General features: G+C 63.9%; 4 protein-coding genes. 3 read left to right on the top strand and 1 reads right to left on the bottom strand.

All coding sequences use genetic code 11. From position 1 onward, the window contains the following. Nucleotides 1–767, top strand: a 767-nt coding sequence (locus EN932_RS31195) for an MFS transporter (protein ID WP_128369334.1), incomplete at its 5' end; no start/stop codon positions are given. A gap of 11 nt (nucleotides 768–778) precedes the next feature. On the opposite strand, the gene EN932_RS31200 is transcribed toward EN932_RS31195, so the two are convergent. Beyond that, complete coding sequence (locus EN932_RS31200) at nucleotides 779–1,483, bottom strand: nitroreductase (RefSeq protein WP_063173710.1); 705 nt, start codon at nucleotides 1,481–1,483, stop codon at nucleotides 779–781. 225 nt (nucleotides 1,484–1,708) lie between these two features. Here EN932_RS31200 and EN932_RS31205 point away from each other — a divergent pair, with 225 nt between their 5' ends. Both EN932_RS31205 and EN932_RS31210 read left to right on the top strand, forming a co-directional pair. After that, on the top strand, nucleotides 1,709–2,251 hold the full coding sequence (locus tag EN932_RS31205; RefSeq protein ID WP_032807957.1) for an XRE family transcriptional regulator: 543 nt from the start codon (nucleotides 1,709–1,711) through the stop codon (nucleotides 2,249–2,251). Nucleotides 2,252–2,271: 20 nt separating this feature from the next. Continuing rightward, a partial coding sequence (locus EN932_RS31210; RefSeq protein ID WP_128369335.1) for an FAD-dependent oxidoreductase occupies nucleotides 2,272–3,771 on the top strand: 1,500 nt, incomplete at its 3' end.

Raw genomic sequence — 3,771 nt, forward strand, 5'->3', positions numbered from 1 at the left:
GCATGGATTCGCTTGCCGCCAAGGACGCCGCGGGCGGCATCATCGCCGGCGAACTGGCGCTGGCGCTCGTCATCCTGACCATCGCCTCGGTCTACTGCCTGCGCGTGCGCAATCCGCTGCTCGATCTCAAGCTGTTGCGCATCCGTACCTTCCGCATTTCGTTCCTCACCGGCGGCGGGCTGGACACGATCGGCCTTAGCTCGGTCGTCTTCCTGCTGCCGCTGATGTTCCAGCTCGGCTTCGGGATGAGCGCGGTGCAGGCGGGATCGCTGACCTTCGTCGCCGCGGTCGGCTCGGTGGCCATGCGGTTCTTCATGCCGCGTGTCCTCAACCGTTTCGGCTTTCGCCGCGTGCTGGTCTACAACACGCCCATCGTCGCCGCCCTGGTTGCCGGCTTCGCGCTGATGCAGGCGACGACGCCGGTGTGGATCGTGCTCACTTACATCTTCGTCTTCGGCGTCTTCCGCTCCGCGCAATGGGCCTCGACCGGCAACCTCGCCTATTCCGACATCGCGCCCGAGCAGCTCGCCCGTTTCAGCGCGCTCTATTACATATTATGGCAGCTGGCGGTGGCGATCAGCGTCGGCCTGGCCGCCGCGGCATTGTCGTTTCTGGCGGGCGGCGGCCCCGCCGTCGCCGACGATTTCCGCATCCTGTTCGTGATCGAGGGCGTCATCACGCTCTGCGCGCTGCTCGCCTATCTCAAGCTGACGCCCCAGGACGGCGCCCATGTCAGCGGCCACGGCGCACAGATGAACACGGAATGAGGCTGGCTGGCTTATTCGCTGAACGTCACCCACTCTTGCAGCGGCACGCGGTCGGTGCGGAAGGCGTTTTCAGGTTTTGACGTATCTTCATAACCAAGCGCCATGCCGCAGACGACGATCTCCTCGTCCGGAATGTCGAGCACCGGCCTGATCTGCCGGTGATAGGGCGCGAACGCCGCTTGCGGGCAGGTATGCAAACCCCTGCCCCGCGCCGCCACCATGATGTTCTGCAGGAACATGCCGTAGTCGATCCATGAGCCCTGGTTGAGGCGGCGATCGATGGTGAAGATCATGCCGACCGGCGCGTCGAAGAAGACGAAGTTGCGGTCGTGCTGGGCGCGCATCTTGTCGACCTCGCGGCGACCGATGCCGAGCGCGCCATAGAGGCCGAAACCGTTGGCGCGGCGGCGGGTCAGATACGGCTCGAAGAACTGCGTGGGATAATACCGGTACTCGTCCCAATCGGCTTTTTCGGCGCGAATGCCGGAATTGAGAATGGCGTCCGATATCCGCTGCTTGCTCTCGCCCTTGGTGACATAGACCTTCCATGGCTGCATGTTGGTGCCGGATGGGGCGCGCGCCGCAACCGCCAGAATGGCGCGGATGATGTCGTCTTCGACCATGTTGGGCAGGAATGCGCGCACCGAACGGCGCGACAGGATCGCCTCGTCGACAATCTCGGCATCGCCCTCGATTCGGGGGTTATTTTCCAGCATGGGCCGTCCCTTACCCTTTGTCTCGATCGGACGTCCCCACTCGCCGCTCTCGGCGGAGCCTTTGCATGAACCGTCAAAATCGCGCAAGCAAATCTTGTGCATCCGTGAAAATCTGCTTGATTTTTTCATGAGCTTGATTTCTCATGAAATTTGCCGGTGATTTTTCATAAAGAGAGCGTTTTGCCTTCGACTACCGCAAGAACATTGCAGGGACCTGACGAACGCGTGCTGGCTGGCGACATCAGGGCCCTGCGCAAGGCGCGCGGGCTGACGCTCGCCGAGATCGGCCTGAAGCTAGGCCGTTCGGTCGGCTGGGTCAGCCAGGTCGAACGTGGCCTGTCGACGCCGTCGCTCGGTGACCTCAGGGCCTTCGCCGAACTGTTCGGCGTGCCGATCAGCCTGTTCTTCAGCCATGACGTACCTGTCGAAAGCGAGCGCGGCGTGGTCGTGCGCGCCGGCAGGCGCCGCACGCTTGGCACAAGCGAATCCGGCCTGGTGGAGGAGCTTCTGTCGCCCGATCTCGGCGGTAGCTTCGAGATGGTGCGTTCGGTCTTCGCGCCGGGCGCGGAACTGAAGGCCGAGGCGCAGCGTCCGACCGAGGAAGCCGGATACGTCGCGTCCGGACTGTTCGACATCGAGATCGGAGGTGTCTGGCATCGGCTTGGCGAGGGCGACTCCTTTCGCTTCGAAGGCAAGCCCTACCGCTGGCGCAATCCGGGTGCCGAGCCGGCAATTGTCATCTGGGTGGTTTCACCACCCGTCTATTGAGTTCAAGTTTGGAGAAGAACATGGCGGGTTTGCCGAGCACGGCGCGCGTGGTGATCATCGGAGGCGGCGCCGTCGGCACCTCCGCGCTCTATCATCTCGCCAAGGCGGGCTGGACCGACTGCGTGCTGCTTGAAAAGAACGAGCTGACCTCCGGCTCGACCTGGCATGCCGCCGGCAACGTGCCGACCTTCTCCTCGTCCTGGTCGCTGATGAACATGCAGCGCTATTCGACCGAGCTTTATCGCGGGCTGGCCGACGCGGTCGACTACCCCATGAACTATCACGTCACCGGCTCGCTTCGCCTTGCCCACTCGCTCGAGCGCATGCAGGAATTCCAGCGCGCCAAGGGCATGGGCCTCTACCAGGGTATGGACATAGACATTGTCGGTGTCGACGAGATCCAGCGTCGCTATCCCTTCATCGAGACGCATGAGCTGAAAGGCGCGCTCTACGACCCGAGCGACGGCGACATCGATCCGGCGCAACTCACCCAGGCGCTGGCCAAGGGTGCGCGCGACATGGGCGCGAAGATCATCCGCTTCTGCCCGGTCACAGGCGTGCGCCGCGAGAACGACGAGTGGGTGGTCGAGACGGCACAGGGCGAGATCCGCTGCGAGATCGTCGTCAATGCCGCCGGCTACCGCGCCGCCGAAGTCGGCCGGATGTTCGGCCGCGACGTGCCGATGATGGTGATGAGCCATCAGTACATCCTGTTCGAGGAGATCCCCGAACTCGCGGCATGGTCGAAGGAACAAGGCAAGAAGCTGCCGCTGCTGCGCGACGTCGACACCTCCTACTATCTGCGCCAGGAGAAGAACGGCATGAATCTCGGCCCCTATGAGCGCAATTGCCGCGCGCATTGGGCCACCCACAATGACCCGATGCCGGAGGACTTTTCCTTCCAGCTGTTCCCCGACGATCTCGACCGGCTGGAACATTATCTGGCCGACGCCGTCGCCCGCGTGCCGATCCTTGGCACGGCCGGCCTGTCCAAGGTGATCAACGGGCCGATCCCCTACACGCCGGACGGCAATCCGCTGATCGGTCCGATGCCTGGCGTTCCCAATGCCTTCGAGGCCTGCGTCTTCACCTTCGGCATCGCCCAGGGTGGCGGCGCCGGCAAGGTGCTGGCCGAATGGGTGACCGAGGGCCGGACCGAATGGGACATGTGGTCGTGCGACCCGCGCCGCTTCACTTCCTATGCCGCGGCGCCGGACTATTGCGTCGCCAAGGGCATGGAGATCTACGGCAACGAATACGCCATCCAGTTCCCGCGCCATGCCTGGCCGGAAGGCCGCGACCGCAAGCTGTCGCCGATCCACGATCGCATCAAGGCGCTCGGTGGCCGCTTCGATGCCTATAATGGCTGGGAGCGCGCCACCTGGTACGCGCAGGACGGCGATGACATTTCCGAGGAAGCCACGCTGACCTTCCGCCGCGACGGGCCATGGCAGCATCGTGTGCGCGAGGAATGCCTGGCCGTGCGTGACGCTGCCGGCATTTTGGACCTGCCTGGGTTC

This window comes from Mesorhizobium sp. M7A.F.Ca.US.002.01.1.1 (assembly GCF_004022955.1).
GTDB classification, from domain to species: Bacteria; Pseudomonadota; Alphaproteobacteria; order Rhizobiales; family Rhizobiaceae; genus Mesorhizobium; species Mesorhizobium ciceri.

What these genes read in the sequence shown, in the direction of transcription:
- EN932_RS31200 (WP_063173710.1), bottom strand. Translation starts at nt 1,483, where the DNA reads ATGCTGGAAAATAACCCCCGAATCGAGGGCGATGCCGAGATTGTCGAC.